Here is a 22,741-nt window from a genome sequence, read left to right as displayed (position 1 = left end):
TATTACAATGAACTTTGAGAATTGTCTAGCGTAAGCGCCCTAATGACTAGAGTGTTTGCGCTTTTCTTAGTTGTTAAAAGTAAAAAATGAATATACTAATACCTAGAGTTGAACGACCATTTTCATTTACAGAACCCGAAAATACATGTACTATTAGGATGTTCAAAAAATGAACAACGTTGAAATTAAGTTAAAGTTAAGGAAACTCTTCTATTTTAAATATTGTTATTTCAAAAGAGCTGAGGTTTCGATTATGTCGACTTTAAAAAAGAATTTCCTTTATGTCCTCCTGCAGCAATTTGTTCTGATGGGACTTCCATTTTTAACTATCCCGTATATTTCAAGGGTACTGGGGCCACACGGTGTTGGTCACTACAGCTATAGCTTTTCATACACAACACTGTTCATCAATGTGTTCCTTCTTGGATCTAATTTGTATGCAATCAGGGAAATCGCCAATGTAAAATCAGATTCCAAGCAGTTATCCCGTTCCTTTAGCGAGATTTTTCTGATTCGAACCGGCTTATTGGCCATCGCAACGGTGATTTACTTTATTTGTGTGCCGCTCGTTTGGAAAGGGGACGCCGTTTTTTATTGGCAGTCATTAAACCTTATTGGTGCCTTTTTTGATATTACCTGGCTTTTTCAGGGACTAGAAAAATTCAAGAAGGTGGTTACACGAAATATTACCCTGAAGCTTTTGGGCTTCGGGAGCGTGTTTGTTTTTGTAAAAGATGAGAATGACCTTGTGTTATACACGATAATCATGGGTGCCGCCGTCATTATCGGTAATGCTGCCCTCTTTTACCGCCTGAATCAGTATGTCCGCCTAGTATGGCATAACACAGAATTCAAGCGACATTTTAAGCAGATGTTAATCTTATTTATTCCCAGCTTTTCGGCGATGATTTATTCCGTCCTCGATAAAACGATGCTCGGAATCATGTCCACGACAGATCAGGTTGGTTTTTATGAGCAGGCTTACAAAATTGTTTATATGATTTCGTCCCTAATTAACATTTCAGGTGTCGTCATGCTGCCGCGGACCTCTTCCTTAATTGCGGAAAAAAGGTTTGAAAAACTGATGGAGGTACTTCGCAACGGTGTAACCTTAACGATTTTTCTTGTCCTGCCGATTACGTTTGGATTTTTCGTGATTTCTAAGGATTTTGTGCTGTGGTTTTTGGGGGATAAATTTCAACCCAGTGGTACTATTGCAATGATGATGGCGCCGATTATTATTTTTAAATCGTTAGGGGTTATTTTCGGTTCGTGGTATTTAGTACCGATGAGGAAAAATAAAGAATATACGCTGCCAATAGTCATTGGCGCTTGTTTGAACTTCATCCTCAACCTTGCGTTAATTCCTCGCTTTGGTGCAGCGGGAGCAGCGTTTGCGACGACCGTGACTGAAGGACTGATACTGGTCATTCAATTGTGGTTCTTGAATAATGTTCTTAAGCAAAAATCTTATCCCATGAAGGCCTTCGTGTTGTATCTGCTCGCTTCCATCGCTATGGCCATTGTCTCATATGAAGTCGCCTTGTTTTTCCATCTTTCGCTGCTGCTAACGATTTTGTTAAAAGTATGTGTGGGTATTGTGGTCTATTCAGTTATTTTGCTGTTGTGCCGGGAAAAGGTGGCACTGGGGCTTGTGAAAAAAATCTTTTTCTTAAAAGCGAAAGTAAATAGTAGATAATCGACGTCTGTTATCAGGCGTTTTTTAATTTGCTATTCTTTTTCTCCTCATTTTTTGCTACTATTATTTCGACATATCTTACGATTGGAAAGAGGGAAAGCAACTTGGTCTTTAGTAATCTTGTTTTTTTGTTTATTTTCCTGCCTTTAGTGTTGGTTACATATTATCTCGTCCGCAATGAATTACGAAACTACCTGCTGTTAGGATTTAGTTTGGTTTTCTATGCATGGGGTGAGCCCAAATATGTTGTGGTTATGATTTTTTCTATTATTCTCAACTATATTTTCGGTTTACTTGTCCATACCTTTCGCAATCATAAAAGCCTTAATAAAATTATTCTTGGAGCAGCCATCCTAACTAACCTGCTCGTCTTAGGCTACTATAAGTACATAAATTTCTTAATTAACAACATTAATGAACTGCTTTCGACTAATATCCACATGGATCCAGTGGTATTACCAATTGGAATTTCCTTTTTTACGTTTCAAGCCATGTCATATGTTATTGATGTTTATCGACAACCAGGAGAGGTACAAAAGAATCCCTTTGACTTGGCATTATATGTTGCTCTCTTTCCACAATTAATTGCCGGACCAATTGTGCGCTATAATGAGATCGCAGCTCAAATTAAGAAGCGATTTGTCGATATTGAAAAATTCTCAGAAGGAATTCGAATTTTTATTCTTGGGTTATCAAAGAAGGTATTAATAGCAAACCAAGTCGGTTTCGTTGCTGATGCCATTTTTAACAAACCAACCTCTGAAATGAGCGTATTGCTTTCATGGATTGGCATAATTGCCTATTCCTTGCAAATCTATTTTGATTTCTCGGGTTATTCGGATATGGCGATTGGTTTGGGGAAAATGTTCGGCTTTGATTTTTCAAAGAACTTTAACTATCCCTACATCTCAAAATCAATTGGTGAATTTTGGCGGAGATGGCATATCTCCTTAAGTACATGGTTTCGGGACTATGTCTATATCCCGCTAGGAGGCAGCCGCGTTTCAAAATTTAAAAGCTACCGAAACTTATTTATCGTTTGGGGGCTGACAGGGCTATGGCACGGCGCCAGTTGGACGTTCATCGCCTGGGGGCTGTACTACGGCATTATCATTGCGCTGGAAAGGGCTTGGCTGGGGAGATTTTTAGAAAAGCTGTGGACACCGCTAAGACATGCTTATGTCATCCTTGTTTTCCTTCTCGGGTGGGTCTTCTTTAGAGCGGATAATTTCGCCTATTCTTTTGACTATATCAAAACCATGTTCGGAGCGAATCAGCAGCCACTTTATGATAAGTTGTCCATTTATTATTTATACGATTATGGGGCGGTTATCCTTTTGGCGATGATTATTTGTACACCGGTAATTCCGTTTATTGTTAAAAAAGTAAACAAATTGGTTTCGAACTCTTTCTTGCAATTTTCTAACCAGCTGATTGTTTCGGGAATACTCCTATTCCTATTAATCGTCAATATTGTTCATATGGTAAACTCAACCTTTAATCCATTTATATATTTCCGATTCTAGGGAAAAGGGAAGGAATCTCATGAAAAAATTCAACAATATTCTGTTCACACTAGTCTTCTTAGGCATCATTTTTAGTGTTGGGACAATTTCTTTTCTAAAGCAGGACCGCAATATTTCTAGTATTGAAAATAGAACACTTGCCCAGCGGCCAGATCTCACCAAGCAGTCGTTTCTTTCGGGTGAATACTTTAAAAATTTCGAAACCTATTTCTCAGACCAATTAGCGGGCCGCGACGAAATTATCAAGGTCTACACGGAGGAACAACTCTTTCTGAACAAGACCATTATTAATAATATTGTGGTAGCAAAAGATAATTGGCTCTTATATAATCCGTCAACTGAACATGTAAAGAAAGAAATGGATAAGTCTTTATCCAATCTAAATAATTTAGCGGATACATTCAAAGGAACAGGGGTTGAATTTTATTTTGCCGCTGCACCTTACAAAATGAATATCCTTAAGGATATCTATCCTTCTTATATTAATGAGCAACTTGGTGTGAAAAATCAAAAATATTTCATGAGCCACTTGCCAAGTTCATACCATGGAATCAATCTCTATCAGTATTTCAAACAAAACTATTCAGAGACGCAATTAAAATCGATGTATTTTAAAACAGACCACCATTGGAATATAGAGGGTGCATTTGCTGGTTATCAAGAAATCATCAAGCAGATGAGTGCCGCCTCCAAACAATTTAAGGCAAAACCAGTAGATAAAGAAAACTTAAGCTTAGTTTGTAATCATAAATCTTCTTTTGTTGGCACCCTAAATCTAAGGCTCTACAGTTTAATTGATACGAGTGAGGAAAAAATATGTTATTATGACCCAGTTTTTAATCCTAAAACAGGAAAAGTAACAGTCCAAACAGGTACTGGGGATGCACAGACTAATATAAATCAAATTTATGGGGCAGGTTTTAATAAAAAGAAAGTATTATACGGAGATTTATTCACATGGGATTTGGCTGAAATTAACTATGAATATCAAAACACTGGAAATGACCTACATCTTTTAGTTCTTAAAGATTCCTATGCCAACCCGATTCAACCGTTTATTGCGGAGCATTTTAATAAAACATCGGTCTTAGATATTAGACATTACCATAAAACATCGGTTGCTCAATATATCAAAGATAATAAGATTGATATCGTACTTTTCGTTTACAATGACTCTAATTTAACAGGAGCAATGTACGAATTTTAACCATTATTTACTCTAAAAGCTAAAGCTGAATAAAACAATATCAAAAGGAGAGCTTATGCTGCTCCTTTTGGTGTTTTTCAGAGAGTGATTGATTTCCTCTGGAAAAAGGCAAAAATACTTGATAATACTTTGGATAAACGATAACATTATTTTGATTTGTTAAAATTGAATCGATATCTTTTTTACAGAGGGGTTTCTATTGACGAAAATTCTTTATTTACTAAATTTCGTTGGCAAAGGCGGTACTGAAAAGTACGTCTTAGATTTAATTCATGCGGTAGGACCGGAGAATTGTGTATTTATTTATTCAGAAGAAGGTCCTGGTCTTGAGGATTTTATCCGTGCAAAGGTTAAAATGTATCAAGTAAATATGAACGGTCCATTCGATTTTAACGCTGCAAAGCAAATAAAACGGATTATTCAAGCTGAAAAAGTTGAGGTTGTTCATGCGCAATTTTTACGGGAAAACTACTTGGCGATTCTCGCTAAAATCACGGGCGCACGCTGCAAAGTCATTTGGACTTATCATGTCGATGTGCCGATGGGGAAGGCGATAAGGAGTCTCAATAAAATGATGACGTCTTTCAATCATAAAGTCATTACCGTTTCGCATTTTATGCATCAGCAGCTAGCGAAAAAGGGAGTTTCAATGAATAAGCTAACCTTAATTTATAATGGTGTCGAAGGTCCGGCTGATTCACATCCATTAACAAGCTTAAGAGAAGTTCCTGTCATTACTGTAGTTGGTCGCCTCCGCGAAGAAAAGGGCCAAGACTTTCTTATTAACAGCTTAGCAGATCTAAGAAGCCAACATCCGAGTCTTAAGTGGGAATGTCATATTTACGGTGAAGGTCCGCAGCAGGAAGAACTGGTTTCTTTAGTGCAGCACCTTAACTTAAGAGATTTTGTTCAGTTTAAAGGTTTTTCCACAAATAAGGAAATGCTATACCTAAACAGTGACATCGTTGTTGTGCCATCAAGTAATGAGGCATTATCCTATGTGGCGATGGAGGCTTTGTCCTATAGCCGCGTAGTGGTTGCTACGAATGTCGGTGGACTGCCCGAGGTTATTAAGCCTGGGGAAACCGGAGAACTTGTCGAATATGGCAACCGTGAAGAGCTGGCAAATGTTCTTCATAGCGTGCTTACCAATCACGAACTGGTTCAAAAGCTGTCAAGGTACGGAAGAAAATACTTTGATGAGCATTTTACCCTTGTAAAAATGATTGAAGAAACAACTGCAATTTATAAGCATTAATTTAGGATATAGGAGTACAAATCAATGAAATTACTTCAAAGTGAATTTTCAATACTATTACTAGGAATATTAGCCGTTATCGCTGGACTTGTGATAGGTAATACCAAAATTGCCTTGCTGATTTCCTTACTGATTGCAATATGTTCTTTTTTAAAAAAAGAAACAGGTTTATTTTTTCTACTTTTATTTATTCCAGTTCGCCCGTTTTTAATTACGGTAAATCCAGGATTCAAAATTATCGGGGATGCCATTATTGGCTTACTGTTAATCAGAACGATTTTTGACTATCGCAAGGATATTAAAAAACTGTTCAGCTTCCAACCTTTTGAATGGGCCTTTTTCTCTTTTGCCATAATCGGTGTGGTTAGTGCATTAATAACAGATGTGTCAATAAAGGCAATTATTTTCCAACTACGGGCCTATTTTCTGTTTTATGTGATCTATTATGTGGTTAAACGAATGGAAATAACTAATCAAACGATATGGAAAGGCTCGATTATTACTTTCTTTGTCGCTATTGTCTTATCTTTTCAAGGAATAATTGAAAAAATCTCAAGTAAAACGCTTTTAATGCCACAAGAGTGGCAGGAATGGGTTTTATCTCCCACGAATAGAATTAGGGTATATGGGTTAATCAAGGGACCAAACGAACTATCCTTGTATTTATTAATCGCCTTCTTTATCACTTTATATATGCTTAAACATATTCAGGGGAAACTTCGTTATGCTGTTTATGCTGGTCTGACGTTAATCGGGACCACGATTTTACTGACCTATTCACGTGGAACACTGCTCACGCTCTTCGCCTTTTTGCTTGTATATATCGCCAGCAAAATTCAATGGAAGCAGTTACTACAGATCGTCAGCAACAGTCAATGGAAGCAGCTAAAACACATCGTCGGCAATCGTCAAATGAAGCAGCTAATACCTCTTGTTCTGATTTCGTTTATTTCCGGGGGACTATTTATCGGGGTTAACCAAGCTTCTAACGTATATTACGATTATTATTTATCTGAGGACGGCGGCCTGCAAGGGAAGGATAAAGATAATGGGATCGATCGGTATAAAGAGGCTTTTGGAGAAGAAACGATTGGACAAAGCAGCACAAGTGGACGTATCTATTATGTGAAAAAGGCCATTGAGATTTTTAAAGACCATCCAATTATCGGTACAGGGTTTGGAACCTTTGGAGGAGCAGCAACCATTACTTATTCCTCTCCCGTTTACGAAAAGTATCATATTGACAGAAACTTCTATTCAGATAACCAGTACATTTTAATTCTTGCAGAAACAGGTATCCTTGGAATTCTTTCAATATTTATGGTTGGATTTTTCTTATTATCTACGATCATGAAAAATAGAGATAAGGTCTATGGTCCTTTACTTATTTATTTCTTTGTGGCCCTTATTGTCGGTAGTTCCGTTTATAACATTTTGGAAAATGACTCATTTATGATGTACTTCTATCTTCTGTTTGCCATTGCCTATCAGAAGAGTAAAAGTGTAAGTAATCCGTAAGTTTGTCTAAAAAGATAGAAGGCCTGGGATCCTCTCCCGTGGCCTTTTCTGAATTTACTATTATGATCCCAACTATCGGCTAGTAAAGCCCCATATTTGTAACTTTTCATGATAACTTTCGTCAATTTTCATGGTTAGCATAAAAGGTCAATCTGGACATAAAGGTTTTACACAATAGAGAAATGAGGTTTTGCATGAAAATCCTTTTAATTTCAAATATGTATCCGGATAAGGAATATCCGAATTACGGAATATTCGTGAAAAATACAGAAGAAATCCTAAAAAGTGAAGGCTGGACAGTAGATAAAGCTGTTCTTTATAAAAGTCATAATAAAGCGAGCAAGTTATTTTCATATATATTTTATTACTTAAAAATAATAACAAAAGGAATCATGGGAGGTTATGATGCAATTTATGTGCATTACGCCTCACATAATGCCTTTCCGTTGATCATTTTAAAAAACTTGAAACGAAATAGTAAAATTTTTACCAATGTTCATGGCAGTGATGTTGTCCCAGAGGTTAAATCTCAGGAAAAGTATCAACCATATGTAAAAAAACTTTTGCATCTGTCTACCATCATTATTACACCATCAAATTACTACAAAAAACTAGTGGCAGAAAAATACCAGGTTGAAGATACTAAAATAAAGGTTTTTCCTTCAGGTGGGGTAAATAAGAATATTTTTCATAAAAAAGAAGATCGCCTGAATGTGTTTGCTGACATGAATTTGAGTACCGATTACAAATATCTTGGTTTTGTCGGTCGCTTAGATGTCGGAAAAGGGTGGGAAATTGTTCTATCAGCCGTTAAAAAGATGAAAGAATTGGGTCAATTCGAGGGATGGAAGTTAATTGTAGTTGGTAAAGGAAGTCAACAAAAGGATTATGAAGCAATGGTAGCTGAATATCATTTACAGAACGACATCGTTTATTTTCCTCTCCTGCCACAGGAAAAGTTGAGCCAAATCTATAATTGCCTTGAAGTATTTTGTTTTCCAACTACCCGTAAAGGTGAAAGCTTAGGATTGGTTGGTCTTGAAGCTATGGCCTGCGGTGTTCCTGTTATTGGCAGTAAAATAGGCGGATTATTAGACTATATTCAGGATGGGCAAAATGGTTTTCTGTTTGATGTCGGTAATGATGAAGACCTTAAACAAAAGATGATTCAATTTTTTGCACTGGATGAGAGTAAAAAGGTTCAGATGCAAAAAGCTGCCTTAGAAACAGCAGAAATGTATGAAGTTGAAAAAGTGAAGCCATTATTAATTGGAATTTTTAAAGGATATCAAAGGAGTGGTAGCCATGTCGATTAGAAAAGCGGTAATTCCTGCGGCTGGGTTGGGAACAAGATTTCTTCCAGCAACTAAGGCACAGCCTAAAGAAATGCTTCCCATCGTTGATAAGCCAACGATTCAATATATTGTGGAAGAGGCGGTTGCCTCCGGTATCGAAGACATTATTATTGTAACCGGGAGAAATAAGCGAGCGATAGAGGATCATTTTGATTTTTCGATTGAACTGGAACTTGAGTTAGCCGAAAAAGATAAACAAGACCTTTTGAGCATGGTTAAAGAGATTTCCACCATGGTAAATATCCATTATATCAGACAAAAAAAACCATTAGGACTTGGGCATGCTGTACAATGTGCCAGCAGGTTTATTGGAAACGAGCCATTTGCTGTACTATTAGGCGATGATATTGTAAAAAGTGATGTTCCATGTCTAAAACAATTAATGGATGTCCATGAACAATTTGGCTGCAGTGTCATAGGGACGAAAATAATGCCCGATGAGGACCTGCATAAATATGGGGTAATTGCTCCTAGTAATGAAGGTGTGTCAGGTAAAATTGTCGAAGTAAGGGATATGATTGAAAAGCCAAAGGAAAATGCCCCGTCAAATTTTGCCATCATGGGCAGATACATTTTAAATCCTGAAATATTCTCGTATTTGGAAAAAGTAGAAATTGGCTATGGCGGTGAAATTCAGTTAACAGATGCCCTTCGGAAAATGGCAGCCAACGAAAAGGTTTTAGCCTATGCGTTCGATGGAATTCGTTATGATGTGGGAGACAAATTTGGATTCCTTCAGGCTACTATTGAATTTGCATTAGAGAGAGAAGATATTCGTCACTCATTGGTCGATTATTTAAAGCAATTAGCGAAGAAAGATTACCATCCTTTTACATAAGGGGTTATATTAATGAATTAGCGAATGACAGCTACCCCCAAAAAGCGGAGTGTCATTCGCTAATTATTATATTGATGTTTTGTTTGGAAAAGGGGCAGATCAACGCAAAAACGAATCAGTTTATCCAATATGCGTGAAAAATAAACATTTTTCACGACGAAATAAGTGAAGCTCGACTACGCTCATACGACCTTTATTATGTTGGGAAAATTGTTCAAAATTAATCCTTCTTCATGTTTGGATTAGAAGCTGAACCTATGATTGTTTCTTGTTTGTAGCTAATTTAGTAACAGTTTGATAACATTATTGTTTCAATGATTATTAGCCAAGGATTTCTATTTGCTAAAAAAAACACATGTGTTATAATCCATATGGGCAAATACGTTTTTTGAATCTATAAAAATAGTATTTTTTAACAAATTAACCTAATAGTTCATATCCCTATCTTGCCTGATTAATAGAAAGAAAATGGCAAGAAAAATATGAGGGAGGATTACAATGATTTACATCACCCTGATTTTATGCTTTATTAGTTCAATTCTGCTTACTCCATTAGTAAAAAAACTCGCCTTTAAAATTGGGGCAACAGATAAACCCAATCATAGAAAAGTTCATCAGAAAATCATGCCCCGCCTTGGCGGACTTGCGATATATTTAAGCTTTATTATCGGTATGCTGGTTCTTCGCCCTGAAGACCCCAATGCGCTTCCAATCATCGTTGGAAGTATTATCATTATTATTACCGGAATACTAGATGATATGGTAGAGCTTTCAGCAAAAATAAAATTAATCGCTCAGATCGCGGCGGCTGCCGTTGTTGTCTTTTGGGGCGGTGTACATGTTCAATTTATCAACCTGCCCTTCGGTGGCCAAATTGAATTCGGCTATTTAAGTATCCCATTAACTATTATTTGGATTGTCGGGATTACAAATGCCATCAACCTAATAGACGGTCTTGACGGCCTTGCCGCTGGAGTATCTTCCATTGCTTTAATTACCATCTCTGGAATGGCAATTATCATGGGGGATGGTTTCGTTACAGCTGTGGCTTCCATCGTGTTAGCAAGTACGCTTGGATTTTTAATTTATAATTTCCACCCGGCAAAGATCTTTATGGGGGATACGGGTGCGTTATTCTTAGGCTATATGATTTCCGTACTTTCACTTCTAGGTTTTAAGAATGTTACCATGATTTCCTTTATCGTACCGGTTATTATTCTCGGTGTACCGATTTCTGATACATTCTTTGCGATTATTCGTCGAATTGTCAATAAAAAACCATTATCGGCACCAGATAAATCGCACCTGCATCACTGCCTGCTCAGACTTGGATTTACTCATCGCCAGACAGTCTTGATGATATATGCGATGGCAGCCTTCTTTGGACTTGCGGCTATCATCTTTTCACAAGCAAAGCTCCTTGGTGGCTTTTTCTTCATCGTGATCCTCTTGATCATGATTGAATTGTTTGCCGAAATGATTGGGCTTGTCGGGAAGAATTACCGTCCATTAATCAAAATGATGCGCACTTTGCTCGTCACAACAGAACGAAATAGATAATATAATGAAGAACTAGAGCTTGATCCCACAGCGGTCAGGCTCTTTTTTAACCCCGTTTTCATTGCAAAGGGTGTCAGGCACCATGTGAAATTTTCACATGGTGCCTGACACCCTAAAGCAAATATAAAAAAGCCGCATCACGTAATGTGCTGCGGCTCATGGCTTTTAGTTAGTGTTTGTGGATGAATTTTCATTACTACCGGTATTAGCATGTGCAGCGTTAGTAGTAGTTGAATCGGTACCAAGATGTGCTTTTAGAATTGATTGGGTTTCTTCAAGATTTTGTTTGTCAAGCTTATAATAGTAAATTTTATTAATATAGGTATCTTCACCTTTAAGGTTTAGCGTGTCAATGGTTAAGCCACTGCCGGCGAGTCCATAATCAATCAAAGATTTCATATCGTTGAACGACATATTCGTTTCCATATTGTCCCCAACCGCATCAATCATGTTTGCATGTTTTGAAAAGGATTGAACAGACATAGCCTTTTTAAATATCGCTTTAATAATTTCCTGCTGTCTCATGCCACGCATAACATCTGTATCCTGATGGCGCGTTCTGGCAAGAGCAAGTGCCTGCTCACCCTTTAATGTTTGGAAACCAGGTTTTAAGCGAATGGCATTATGGTGATCTTCAGAATCTTTTTCTGAAATCGCATAAGGGACATCAACATCAATTCCACCTAAGGCATTAACGACATCAATGAAGGCATAAAAGTTCACTTTTACATAATAATCAATCGGAATATCGAGTAGTTCCTGAACGGTTTCAATCGATAATTTTGCTCCCCCGTAGGCATGAGCATGATTAATTTTTGTATAAATATCCTTTTCAGGGATATGAACATAGGAATCACGAGGAATACTCAGCAGCTTTACTGATTTTTCCTTTTTGTTTAAAGTAGCAACAAGTAAGGCGTCAGATCTGACCGCATCTCCGTACTGTTTTTCTCGGCTTTTACTTGCATCGACGCCAATAAGAAGGATGGAAATATTGTCCATATCGGGGTCAACCTGGGCGGTTCGTTTTGAAGTGGCGTTTACTGGTTTATATGATTTATTAACAACTGATTCGGCTTTTTTTAATAAAAAGGTCGCATATCCTGCACCACATAAAGCAACGAATAATATTGGTAGGAATATCCACATGAAGATGCGTTTTTTACGGCTCTTTTTCTTTCGATTTACTAGCTGAGAGCGTTGTATTTCGGGCATATAATTTCTCCTTTTATATAAATATCATTAATTGACAATTTTATTAGATAAAGACCAGCTTTCATTTTACTCCTTTTTAAGCTCTTCGTAAATTGAAATTTTGTGTCGAATATTCAAAACTATCAATAATCCTATAAGAATAGCTCCAAAAACTACCTTTCCAAAAAACCTCAACCAAATAGACGATAATCTCCATAACCTGGTTACATCAATATTTCGGGCTATTTTTTTGTTTGAAATAGCGGCGGAATATTGAGAAAATTTGGCGAACATACCTAGTGAAGTAATTTAATAGAATTCTAACAATATTTTTACAAAAAGGACTATTAATCTCTTATGAAAATTAGTAGAATTAATCTTGCAATAAAAAATATTTTGTCGAAAGGCGGTAAAAACGTGAAGAGAAAGATAAAAAGAAGCATGAAAAAACGTATGCTCAATGGTTCTTTAGCTATTGCGTTAGCGCTTACAACAGTTCCTTTGAATATTTTTCCACATGTGGCTAAGGCTGCGGAAACTGGAAATACTGCTACTCTTCGTATCTTGGAAACTACGGATCTACATGATGCAGTTATGGCCTATGATTATTACCAAGACACAGAAAATGGAATTAACTACGGGCTAGCAAAAACTGCGAGCTTAATTAAGCAGGCAAGAACTGAAAAAATGAATAAAGATGTAGAAACTAGTCCAACGTATGAGCAAAACTCGATGTTATTTGATGCTGGAGATTTGCTTCAAGGAAATCCGATGGCAGATTATGTTGCAAAAGTTAAGCCTTTAACAAAAACAGATGTACACCCAATGTTTAAGGCCATGAAACTATTAAATTATGATGGTGGTATCGTAGGAAACCACGAATTCAACTATGGGTTAGGATTCCTAAACACCGCTATGGAAAATGCTCCATATCCGATTGTAAACGCTAACATTTATGTGGACGATCATGACAGTGATCCAACGAATGATAAAAACTATTTCACGCCATATCAAATTATCCCTAAAAAGATTAAGGATAAAAATGGTGTAGAACAAACAGTTAATGTAGGTATTGTCGGCTTTGCCCCACCACAAATCCTGCAATGGGATAAAGATAATCTTGAGGGAAAAGTAATTGTAAAAGATATTGTTAAAACAGCTGAAAAATATGTAAAAGAAATGAAAGAAGTAGGTAAAGACGGTCTAAAGGCAGATGTTGTTGTAGCAATTGCACACTCTGGCTGTGACGTTACCAATGATGGCCAAGAGGAAGCAGAAAATGCTGTATTCTCATTAAGTAAAGTTGCTGGCATCGATGCCCTTCTATTCGGACATGCACACTATGCTTTCCCTGCTGGTAAAGAATTCCATCAAGGTGCTAAACTTGAAAATCCAGACCTAACTGGTCTAGATACTACAAAAGGTACTATTAACGGAACACCAGCAGTAGAAGCAGGATTCTGGGGTAATAACCTTGGTGTTCTAGACTTAGCATTAGTACAACAAGAAGATGGAACTTGGACAGCTGATAAGGCGGCGTCAAAATCTGTTGACATGCCTGTAACATCTACGACTGCAGTTGACTCTACTATTGTTGATGCAGTAAAAACAGAACATGAAGCAACTCTAGCATATGTACGTGGAACAATTGGTGAAACTACTGCACAAATGCACAGTTATTTCTCACGTGTAATGGACGATCCAACTATTCAGATCGTAAACAATGCTCAAACGGATTACGTTAAAAACTGGATTAAAACAAATAAACCAGAATTAGCGGATATTCCTGTCATTTCTGCAGGCGCTCCATTCAAGGCTGGCCGCGGAGGAGCAGGAGATTACACCAATATTTTAAAAGGCCCCCTTTCGATAAAAAGTGCCAATGACCTTTATTTGTTTAACAATACATTAAAGGCAGTTGAATTAACTGGGGCAGAAGTTAAAGAATGGTTAGAAATGTCTGCATCACAATTTAATAAAATTGATCCTACTAATGCCAATGCTCAAGAATTGATTGATTATGGATTTCCAACATACAATTTTGATGTTATTGATGGCGTTAAATATCAAGTTGATGTAACTCAGCCGGCAAGATACAAATATAGTGATGGTACTATCCTGAATGCTGATGCGCATCGTATTATTAACTTTACTGATATGGATGGAAACCCAATCGATCCTGCGCAAAAATACATCGTTGCAACAAATAACTATCGTGCAACAGGCGGTGGCAACTTCCCTGGAACTAAGGGTGGAAAAGCTAATGTTGTCGTAGATTCTCCACTTGAAAACCGTCAAATATTGATGGACTATATTAGTGCTAAGGGAGTAGTTAACCCTTCAGCAGATAACAACTGGAAAATAGCTCCTGTTGGCGGAGTTGCAAAGAACTTAACATTTAAATCTTCACCAGCGGCAAAAGATGTTTTAGCATCTGCACCAGCTGTTAAAGATGTTGCACCATTAACAGATGGTTCTGGTTTTGAGCAATACTCATTAGACCAAAATGTACACGTTCAATTATTAGGCATCAACGATTTCCATGGTCAACTTGATACTTGGAAATCTATTAAGGATTCTACTGGAAAAGTTGTCGATTACTCGGGCGGTATTGAATACTTAGCTGCTTATTTAAAAGACAGAGAAGCTGCAAACCCTGCTAATACCCTAATGATACAAGCTGGTGACCTTGTTGGGGCAAGCCCGCCAGTATCAGCATTATTACAAGACGAGCCAACTATTCGTATGATGAATGAAATTGGTTTGGACGTGGGTACAATCGGTAACCATGAATTTGACGAAGGCGTAGTAGAAATGAAGCGACTCATCAATGGTGGAAGCCATCCGAAAACAGAAAAATATGAAGGGAAATATGGTAAGTTTACCGGTTCAACAATGGATTACGTTGTTGCAAACGTAGTGGATGAAAAGACAAACGAACCTATTTTACCTCCATATGCAATTGAAGAAGTAGAAGGCGTTAAAATCGGCTTTATCGGTGTGGTAACAACTGATACTCCAACAATCGTTACTCCTAGCGGTGTAGCAGGAGTTAAATTCACTGATGAAGTAACTGCAATTAACAAATATGCAAAAGAATTAACTGCTAAAGGTGTTAAAACAATCGTTGTTCTTGCCCACAATCCTGGATCTTCAAAAACAGACGGCACAGGAGCAACTGGACAAGTTGTTGACATGGCAAAAGCGATAGATTCATCCGTTGACGTTGTGTATGGTGCACATGACCATAAATATCTAAATACAAACGTTGAAGGAAAAGTATTAGTACAATCTTGGTCTTACGGCACAGCTTTCTCAGATATTGATTTAACTATTGACCCTGCTACAGGAGATGTGATTAAGGATCAAACAAAAGCTGAAGTAGTTGACACACTTCACAGCAAGATTACTCCAGACGCAAAAATCAAAGCAGAGCTTGACGGCTATCAAGAAGATATTAAACCAATCGTAAGCAGACCAGTTAGTGAAACTGCAATGGAATTGAGCAAAACTGCTAATGAACATGGTGAATCAGTACTTGGTAACGTGATTGCTGATGGTATGCGCACGATTATGCATACTCAATTTGGCTTTATGAATTCCGGTGGTGTACGTAACCCACTTCCAAAAGGAATCATCACTTGGGGTGATTTATTCAAGGTTCAACCATTCGGTAACGATTTAGTGACAATGACAATCACTGGTGAACAAGTAAGAACATTATTAAATCAGCAATTCCAAGCACCGCCAAGCTATAACAAGATTATGGCAATCTCGGGTCTTAAATTCACTTGGAATGATAAGCTTCCATATGGAAGCAAAGTTGTAGATATTTATCTTGAAAATGGCAAAAAAATTGATCCAAAAGCTGACTACACAATAACAGTTAACAACTTTATGGCAGACGGTGGCGACGGCTTTACCGTGCTTAAATCAGGTAAAAACCGCGTAACGGGCCCTGTTGATTTAGACGCTTTTGTTGATTATTTTAAAACACTACCAAAACCATTTAGTGCAGCAATTGAAGGACGTGTTCTAAAAACAGATCAAGTTCAACAACCAGAAGTTGGTAAGGGCTGGGTTAAAACAGATGGCAAATGGTACTTCTTTAATGAAGATGGTACTAAGAAAACTGGATGGTATAAAGAAAATAACAAGTGGTATTTCCTTGATAAAGTGAACGGGGATATGAAAGTTACCTGGGCACAAGTAAATGGCAAGTGGTACTTCTTTAATAAATCCGGTGTAATGCAAACAGGTTGGTTAAAAGATGGAAAGTCTTGGTACTACTTAGATGCTAAGAATGGTGACATGAAAGATACCTGGGCACAAGTAAATGGCAAGTGGTACATCTTTAATAAATCCGGTGTAATGTTAACCGGCTGGGTAAAAGAGCGTAAAACTTGGTACTTCCTTGGAGGTTCCGGTGCAATGCAAACAGGTTGGGTTAAAGTGAATAACAAATGGTATTTCCTTGCAAAATCTGGTGCAATGCAAACAGGCTGGGTACAAGTGAGCGGTAAATGGTACTTCCTAAACAATGATGGAAGCATGGCTGCAAACACTAAAGTCGGAAAATACAAACTAGGTAAAGACGGAGCTTGGATTAAGTAATTTGTCGACCAAAAAAGAGGAGTTCCTTCGGGGATTGCCTCTTTTTTCTATTGCATTATATTATTATGGATTTTCCGATTTTTACTATTGTTTTTTTGTTTTTGTTTTGGCTTTAATGGACAAACTGACTAACAAGGAGGATGTTGGATGCTTTATCTTACCTTGATAGTATGTTTTGTCGTCTCCATTCTTATTACACCACTGATAAAGAAATTTGCCTTTCTGATAGGTGCAACCGACCGTCCCAACCAGCGAAAAGTACATCAATTGATTATGCCAAGGCTTGGAGGCTTAGCGATATTTATTAGTTTTATGGTTGGTATCATCCTATTGAGACCTGAAAGCCAATCCTCGCTTGCGATTTTGCTTGGCTGTCTTCTCATCATCGCCACGGGCTTTCTTGATGATATATATGAATTGCCGGCAAAGTATAAGCTTCTCGGACAATTAGCAGCGGCCTGTGCTGTTGTTTTTCTAGGGGACCTGCAAATGGTGTTTATTAACCTGCCATTTGGCGGTCAGCTCCAATTTGGTTTTTTAAGTGTTCCTTTTACGATACTGTGGATTGTCGGTATCACTAATGCGATTAACTTAATTGACGGCCTTGACGGTTTGGCCGCAGGCGTATCTTCGATTGCTTTAATAACGATTTCAGGGATGGCGATTATTCAGGGGAATTTTTATGTTGTAGCCGTTGGATTAATAGTGCTCGCTAGTACACTCGGGTTTCTAATCTATAATTTCCACCCGGCAAAGATTTTCATGGGGGATACGGGAGCACTTTTTTTGGGATTTATTATTTCGGTCTTATCGCTCCTTGGCTTTAAAAATGTAACCTTTATTTCGTTTGTCATTCCAGTAATCATCCTCGGGGTACCGATTTCCGACACGATTTTCGCGATTATTAGAAGAATCGTTAACAAACAGCCCTTATCAGCACCGGATAAATCACATCTGCATCACTGTATGCTGCGCATGGGTTATTCTCACCAGCAAACCGTTTTAATTATTTACGCAATGGCTGCATTCTTCGGGCTAGTAGCTGTTATTTACTCTCAAGCTAGACTTGGGGGCGCAATAGTGTTAATTGGTATCGTTATCTTGTTAATTGAAATCATTGCTGAAAAAATTGGCTTGATGGGGCATAACTATCGCCCGCTGCTAAATATTGTCCGCACCCTAAAAATTACCACAGCTAAAAACCGTTCATAATAAAAAGGGACTCAATCGATGAGACCCTTTTTATTATGTTTAGCTTCAGCGCCTGCCCTTCGAGGTCTAATACCTTCATCTGTATATATTTGTTCGACGGGTCTTGATTAGGCGTTTATCTTTTATTATTTTCCCAATTGTTTTCTTTTGTAGGAGCGAATATAATCATCCTTAAGATTACCTTACATAATCTTCCTCAAGATAAACAGTTTCGCCTTTTTCCATGCTGCATTGGCCATTGGTTAGGTCGACCATCCAATCCATGAAGGCTTGGATGTGGCTTTCATTAACAAAAATTTCGACTTCAACGATATCTAGGTAATGTATTGCTTTAATCTTGTACTCAGATGTACGCAATTCTTTTTCAATTTTCCCAAGCCAAGTGTAATCAATTTTCACATGGACAACTTGTGAGAGTTTCCTTTCGATAATTCCAATTGAGTCAAGACCTTCCGAAGTAGCTTTCCCGTAAGCGCGGATGAGCCCGCCAGCACCCAATTTAATCCCGCCAAAGTAGCGGGTGACAACGACGACAGTGTCCTTCAGATTCCTTTTTTTCAAAACCTCAAGCATGGGAACACCGGCAGTGCCGCTTGGTTCACCGTCGTCATTGGCCTTTTGAATCTGATCATGTTCCCCAATGAGATAGGCAGAACAGTTATGAGTAGCATTCCAATGCTGCTTCTTGATGGCTTGAATGAATTCCTGTGCTTCTATTTCCGTTTCCGCCCTTTTAATATGGGCGATAAAGCGGGACTTTTGGATGTTAATTTCATGTTCTCCAGATTGTTTCACAGTAAAATAATGGGTCAGCATAGTAGATTCCTCCCTTAGTATGCCAATTATGACTTTTTTAGCATGCTTTATGAAACAAGTTTAATTATTAAAAAATATTTGTGTAATATACCTTTAATAAAGCAGTAAAGTTCGAATGGTATAATAGGTATAATTGGATTAAGTAAGCTTTTCTATTATTAAAAAGTGTAGTTTAATAGGAAGAAAGAGATAGAAATATTACTATCATTATACTACTATTTCTCGCATTTCCGAGATTTTAGTCCAAATTCAACTAGGATTACGTTGGTAAAATGTTACAATCCGAGGTAAAATAAGTTACAGGCCTAAAGGGAAGGGGGCCACCCCTAGAGGAAAGATTATGAAACTTAATCAGCTTAACATGAAGTCAATTGATGAAATCCGCGAAGAAATGATTGAAACTGTAACCTGTAGTAAAAGTGATATATTCCAGATTGGTGAACAATGCCGGACAAACTATAAAAGTATGACCAATGAATTAGAACAAATCAAGCAAATGATGGTCAAGCTTATTGAAGAAGGCGATCAGCTGGAAGAACAAGTGCTAGAGGCGCGGCTTATGCTGACAGAGGTCAGTATGAATTTTAAGACTTATACGGAGGGCGAAGTCCGTGATGCCTACGAAAAAGCCCATCAGCTGCAAATGGACCTTTCCATCAACTGGCAATATAAGAAGCAGCTTTTGGATAAAAGAGATGATCTCGAACAAAGATTACTTGGATTAAATGAAACAATTGATCGGGCAGATCAGCTTATTTCACAAATTTCAGTCGTGATGAATTATTTGACGAGTGATTTAAAGCACGTCGGTGAAGTTTTAGAAAATGCTAAAGCAAAACAAGACTTCGGTTTGAAGATCATTGAAGCACAGGAAGAAGAGCGCAAGCGACTTTCAAGGGAGATTCATGATGGTCCTGCACAAATGCTTGCGAACGTCATCATGCGCTCTGATATAATCGATCGGGTATATCGGGAGCAAGGGATGGAGGCAGCTTTTTCTGAAATCACAAGCTTTAAAAAAATGGTGCGTTCCGCCCTATACGAGGTCCGACGAATTATTTATGACCTTCGTCCAATGGCACTTGACGATTTAGGTCTTGTCCCTACCCTCAGAAAATATTTACAAACTATCGAAGAATATCATAATCACTCAAAGATTGAGTTTGTGAATATGGGCTTAGAACGACGGCTTCCGACAAAGTATGAGGTCGCACTGTTCCGAATGATTCAGGAATCCGTCCAAAATGCTCTCAAGCATGCCAATGCCTGTGAGATCAAAGTCAAATTAGAAATAACGAATGCTGCAATTACTGTTTTAATCAAGGACAACGGCGTCGGCTTTGATACAACAAAAAAGAAACCAGAGTCCTTCGGTATAATCGGGATGAGAGAGCGTGTCGAACTGCTTAACGGGGAACTCACTTTCGATTCAAAAATAGGCAAAGGAACCGCTGTATTAATCAGTGTTCCATTAATTAACAAAAGTTAGCTAATAGAATTGATATTGAATAATGACTTTGTACGATGAAAATATCGACATTTGAAGGATTTTTACGATTAAATCGAAATATGAAGGATTAGGAGGCGTAGCAATTGACTACCAAAATTGTCATTATTGACGATCATCAACTATTCAGGGAAGGCGTTAAGAGAATACTAGAATTTGAAAAATCGTTCCAAGTGGTGGCTGAAGGTGATGATGGCAGCGAAGCATTAGGCCTCGTGCAAGAGTATCTGCCAGATGTGGTTATTATGGACATCAATATGCCGCAAAAGAACGGTGTCGAGGCAACCCGCGAGCTTATTGAAAAATATCCAAACACAAAGATTATCATTCTATCGATTCATGATGATGAAAATTATGTTACCCATGCCTTACAAACAGGTGCAAGAGGTTACTTACTAAAAGAAATGGACGCCGACGCATTGATTGAAGCTGTTCGTGTCGTGGCAGATGGAGGTTCATATTTACATCCAAAGGTCACTCACAATTTAGTCAACGAGTATCGCAAGCTGGCTGCAGGAGTCGCCAATGGTGGCCGCGGATATTTGACGGTTGAACTTCGCCGACCGCTCCATTTATTAACGCGCCGCGAATGCGAGGTACTGCAAATGCTTGCCGATGGAAAAAGCAATCGCGGTATCGGTGAGGCTTTATTTATTAGCGAAAAAACAGTCAAAAACCACGTTAGTAACATTTTACAAAAAATGAATGTCAACGACCGTACTCAAGCCGTGGTTGTCGCAATCAAAAATGGCTGGGTAGAAGTCCGATAATTATTTTGAAAAAATAGTGAAGAGCATGCTCCTGAGCGTGCTCTTTGTTTTTATACAAGGAAATTAGTCATCCAGAATAATGCATTTTATTTCAATTTCATATAAAATAATATACAAATAGTTTGCTGGAGAAAAAAACAAGGATGGTAAAAACATATATGAAAACGGCAATTGTCACGGATAGTACCGCGTACATACCGAAAGAATTACGAGAACACTGGAATATACATATGATACCGTTAAATGTTATTTTTGGAAATGAGGTCTACCAGGAAGAAAATGATATAACGTGGAGCCAATTTTACGAAGAAGTCAGGACAAAGGAGTTGCCCACCACTTCCCAGCCGCCGATTGGCCAATTTGTCGAGTTATTTGAGCAGTTATCCAAAGAGTATGATGCCGTTATAAGTATTCACCTTTCAAGCGGCATCAGCGGAACTTACCAGGGCGCCGTAACGTCAAGCACGATGGTGGAAGGGATAAAAGTTTATCCATTTGATTCGGAAATCAGCTGTATGGTTCAAGGTTTCTATGCCTTGGAAGCAGCCAAGTGGGCATCAAAGGGTGTAGATGCTGAAGTGATTATGGCCCGCCTAGAGGAGCTGAAAAAAACAGCTCGTGCGTATTTTATGGTCGATGATCTATCACATTTACAACGGGGCGGCCGCTTATCGAGTGCCCAAGCCTTTATCGGCAGTTTACTTCAGGTCAAACCACTTTTGCATTTTGAAAACAAGGTCATTGTCCCGTTTGAAAAAATTCGCACCCGGAAAAAAGCGATGAAGCGAATAATGGATTTATTCGGTGAAGATGTTGCGAACGGGGCCGCCTACCAAGCCGTCATCATTCACGCCAACCGTGAGGAAGAAGCGGAAGAGTGGCGAAATGAGCTAGTAGCAATGTACCCCAACGTTGAATTCTCTATCGGTTACTTCGGCGCCGTCATCGGCACCCACCTCGGCGAAGGCTCGATGGGCATGGGTTGGATGAAAAAGTTGGATGTAATATAAGCTGAATTTGTATAAGTATGCAGCCATTCCGGCCTTTAGTCGGAATGGTTTTTATTATGGCTCGATAATCAGTTGTAGGTTTGGCGGAATCAACGGGAAAAGGAGCCAACCGTCAAAAGAGCGGAATCTATGCAAGGAATTAACATAAAAAAGGTAATAAAATGGGGTTTGGCGGAATCCGAGGGCAGTTTGGCGGAATACCCACTCAATTAAGTGGACCTGAAAAAATATTACGTCATAAAATCTTTTTTCGACAAATAAGCAGGAATTTCTCCTTTACCTGCAGAAACCTTTCAAAGTAAGAATTTTTTAAGAAAGAAAAGGAGTGATGGACTAATTGAATATGAAAGAATTAACCCCTCCACAAAGGCTATTTTTAACTGAAATCTTAAAAAGACGCCTAACAAAGGATATTCGAAGTGGTGTTTGCTGTCCAAATGAACATTGTCTTCACATCCCAATGAATTACAAAAGAGGCAAATGGACTTGTTCCGCCTGCAATACAACCTCAAAAGACGCCTATAAAGAAACCCTCAGTGACTACTTCCACTTGTGTGGACCAACGATTACCAATTTTCAGTTTCGAAGCTTCCTTCATCTCCCCAACAATGATACCACTCAAAAGATTCTTCTTAGATTAAACTTGCCAGCAACAGG

At 38.2% G+C, this 22,741-nt stretch carries 15 protein-coding genes; 13 read left to right on the top strand and 2 right to left on the bottom strand.

What is annotated here, in order from left to right; all coding sequences use genetic code 11:
- Positions 1 to 169: 169 nt before the first annotated feature.
- The 8 genes from M5A78_RS20410 to M5A78_RS20375 all read left to right on the top strand — a co-directional run bounded on the left by M5A78_RS20410 (position 170) and on the right by M5A78_RS20375 (position 10,961).
- A complete protein-coding gene (locus M5A78_RS20410; RefSeq protein WP_248737122.1) occupies positions 170 to 1,699 on the top strand; it encodes a flippase in 1,530 nt (509 codons plus the stop codon).
- 104 nt (positions 1,700 to 1,803) lie between these two features.
- Entirely contained in the window at positions 1,804 to 3,225 is a 1,422-nt protein-coding gene (locus tag M5A78_RS20405; protein WP_248737121.1) for an MBOAT family O-acyltransferase, read from the top strand.
- Between the two features lie 19 nt (positions 3,226 to 3,244).
- On the top strand, positions 3,245 to 4,432 hold the full coding sequence (locus M5A78_RS20400) for a DHHW family protein (protein WP_248737120.1): 1,188 nt from the start codon (positions 3,245 to 3,247) through the stop codon (positions 4,430 to 4,432).
- A 199-nt stretch (positions 4,433 to 4,631) separates the two neighbouring features.
- Positions 4,632 to 5,690: a glycosyltransferase family 4 protein gene (locus M5A78_RS20395; protein ID WP_248737119.1), complete on the top strand. Its 1,059-nt coding sequence runs from the start codon at positions 4,632 to 4,634 to the stop codon at positions 5,688 to 5,690.
- A 24-nt stretch (positions 5,691 to 5,714) separates the two neighbouring features.
- Positions 5,715 to 7,208, top strand: a complete 1,494-nt coding sequence (locus tag M5A78_RS20390) for an O-antigen ligase family protein (protein WP_248737118.1) — start codon at positions 5,715 to 5,717, stop codon at positions 7,206 to 7,208.
- Between the two features lie 194 nt (positions 7,209 to 7,402).
- Complete coding sequence (locus M5A78_RS20385; RefSeq protein WP_248737117.1) at positions 7,403 to 8,524, top strand: glycosyltransferase family 4 protein; 1,122 nt, start codon at positions 7,403 to 7,405, stop codon at positions 8,522 to 8,524.
- The gene (gene galU, locus M5A78_RS20380; RefSeq protein ID WP_248737116.1) at positions 8,514 to 9,401 is read left to right on the top strand and encodes a UTP--glucose-1-phosphate uridylyltransferase GalU; all 888 of its coding nucleotides are present in this window, start codon (positions 8,514 to 8,516) and stop codon (positions 9,399 to 9,401) included. Before M5A78_RS20385 ends, galU begins: the two co-directional genes overlap by 11 nt.
- Positions 9,402 to 9,899: 498 nt before the next feature.
- On the top strand, positions 9,900 to 10,961 hold the full coding sequence (locus M5A78_RS20375) for a glycosyltransferase family 4 protein (RefSeq protein ID WP_248737115.1): 1,062 nt from the start codon (positions 9,900 to 9,902) through the stop codon (positions 10,959 to 10,961).
- 165 nt (positions 10,962 to 11,126) lie between these two features.
- On the opposite strand, the gene M5A78_RS20370 is transcribed toward M5A78_RS20375, so the two are convergent.
- Positions 11,127 to 12,176 (bottom strand): LCP family protein, encoded by a 1,050-nt coding sequence (locus M5A78_RS20370; RefSeq protein WP_248737114.1) that lies wholly within the window; start codon positions 12,174 to 12,176, stop codon positions 11,127 to 11,129.
- Between the two features lie 396 nt (positions 12,177 to 12,572).
- Between M5A78_RS20370 and M5A78_RS20365 the strand changes: the two genes are divergently transcribed.
- Complete coding sequence (locus tag M5A78_RS20365) at positions 12,573 to 16,769, top strand: bifunctional 2',3'-cyclic-nucleotide 2'-phosphodiesterase/3'-nucleotidase (RefSeq protein ID WP_248737113.1); 4,197 nt, start codon at positions 12,573 to 12,575, stop codon at positions 16,767 to 16,769.
- A gap of 147 nt (positions 16,770 to 16,916) precedes the next feature.
- Complete coding sequence (locus M5A78_RS20360) at positions 16,917 to 17,981, top strand: glycosyltransferase family 4 protein (protein ID WP_248737112.1); 1,065 nt, start codon at positions 16,917 to 16,919, stop codon at positions 17,979 to 17,981.
- A gap of 177 nt (positions 17,982 to 18,158) precedes the next feature.
- Here M5A78_RS20360 and M5A78_RS20355 read toward each other — a convergent pair whose 3' ends face one another.
- Positions 18,159 to 18,797, bottom strand: coding sequence for a YigZ family protein (locus M5A78_RS20355; RefSeq protein ID WP_248737111.1), 639 nt, complete (start codon positions 18,795 to 18,797; stop codon positions 18,159 to 18,161).
- 340 nt (positions 18,798 to 19,137) lie between these two features.
- Between M5A78_RS20355 and M5A78_RS20350 the strand changes: the two genes are divergently transcribed.
- From M5A78_RS20350 to M5A78_RS20340, 3 genes are all read left to right on the top strand, one after another.
- Positions 19,138 to 20,286: a sensor histidine kinase gene (locus tag M5A78_RS20350; protein ID WP_248737110.1), complete on the top strand. Its 1,149-nt coding sequence runs from the start codon at positions 19,138 to 19,140 to the stop codon at positions 20,284 to 20,286.
- A 104-nt stretch (positions 20,287 to 20,390) separates the two neighbouring features.
- A complete protein-coding gene (locus tag M5A78_RS20345) occupies positions 20,391 to 21,074 on the top strand; it encodes a response regulator transcription factor (protein ID WP_248737109.1) in 684 nt (227 codons plus the stop codon).
- Positions 21,075 to 21,232: 158 nt separating this feature from the next.
- Positions 21,233 to 22,084, top strand: a complete 852-nt coding sequence (locus M5A78_RS20340) for a DegV family protein (protein ID WP_248737132.1) — start codon at positions 21,233 to 21,235, stop codon at positions 22,082 to 22,084.
- Positions 22,085 to 22,741: the final 657 nt, after the last annotated feature.

The sequence above is a fragment of the Neobacillus rhizosphaerae genome, from assembly GCF_937468385.1.
GTDB classification, from domain to species: domain Bacteria; phylum Bacillota; class Bacilli; order Bacillales; family Cytobacillaceae; genus Neobacillus; species Neobacillus rhizosphaerae.
The sequence above is the reverse complement of the archived record's forward strand: the minus strand, read 5'-3'. Positions and strand labels throughout refer to the sequence as shown.

What these genes read in the sequence shown, in the direction of transcription:
- M5A78_RS20410 (WP_248737122.1), top strand. Translation starts at nt 170, where the DNA reads ATGAACAACGTTGAAATTAAGTTAAAGTTAAGGAAACTCTTCTATTTT.
- M5A78_RS20400 (WP_248737120.1), top strand. Translation starts at nt 3,245, where the DNA reads ATGAAAAAATTCAACAATATTCTGTTCACACTAGTCTTCTTAGGCATC.
- M5A78_RS20390 (WP_248737118.1), top strand. Translation starts at nt 5,715, where the DNA reads ATGAAATTACTTCAAAGTGAATTTTCAATACTATTACTAGGAATATTA.
- M5A78_RS20385 (WP_248737117.1), top strand. Translation starts at nt 7,403, where the DNA reads ATGAAAATCCTTTTAATTTCAAATATGTATCCGGATAAGGAATATCCG.
- galU (WP_248737116.1), top strand. Translation starts at nt 8,514, where the DNA reads ATGTCGATTAGAAAAGCGGTAATTCCTGCGGCTGGGTTGGGAACAAGA.
- M5A78_RS20375 (WP_248737115.1), top strand. Translation starts at nt 9,900, where the DNA reads ATGATTTACATCACCCTGATTTTATGCTTTATTAGTTCAATTCTGCTT.
- M5A78_RS20370 (WP_248737114.1), bottom strand. Translation starts at nt 12,176, where the DNA reads ATGCCCGAAATACAACGCTCTCAGCTAGTAAATCGAAAGAAAAAGAGC.
- M5A78_RS20360 (WP_248737112.1), top strand. Translation starts at nt 16,917, where the DNA reads ATGCTTTATCTTACCTTGATAGTATGTTTTGTCGTCTCCATTCTTATT.
- M5A78_RS20355 (WP_248737111.1), bottom strand. Translation starts at nt 18,797, where the DNA reads ATGCTGACCCATTATTTTACTGTGAAACAATCTGGAGAACATGAAATT.
- M5A78_RS20350 (WP_248737110.1), top strand. Translation starts at nt 19,138, where the DNA reads ATGAAACTTAATCAGCTTAACATGAAGTCAATTGATGAAATCCGCGAA.
- M5A78_RS20340 (WP_248737132.1), top strand. Translation starts at nt 21,233, where the DNA reads ATGAAAACGGCAATTGTCACGGATAGTACCGCGTACATACCGAAAGAA.